The following is a 229-nucleotide window of genomic DNA, read 5'->3' on the forward strand; positions in this document are numbered from 1 at the left end:
GGCTCCGCGCCGCGCCCGCCGCGGGCCGGGGCACCCGGGAGCGCGAGCGGTCCTGGTCCCTCCCGGGGACCGGCCCGGACGGCGCGGGCATCCCGTCGCACTGGGAGTCGAGCTTCGGCGGCGAGACCTGGACGCGGGCGACGAACCCGCACGGCACGCCGGGGGAGTGGGACCTGCACCTGTTCACCGCGCAGCAGCCGGACCTGAACGGGGCCCACCCGGACGGCTG

Annotated in this window: 1 pseudogene; it reads left to right on the forward strand. The window is 79.5% G+C overall.

Annotated features, from left to right (window positions below):
• Positions 1-229 (forward strand): annotated as a pseudogene (locus tag KVT14_RS22000) (alpha-glucosidase); the annotation flags it as partial.

It is taken from the genome of Cellulomonas sp. GbtcB1, from assembly GCF_019091725.1.
Classification (GTDB): Bacteria; Actinomycetota; Actinomycetes; order Actinomycetales; family Cellulomonadaceae; genus Cellulomonas.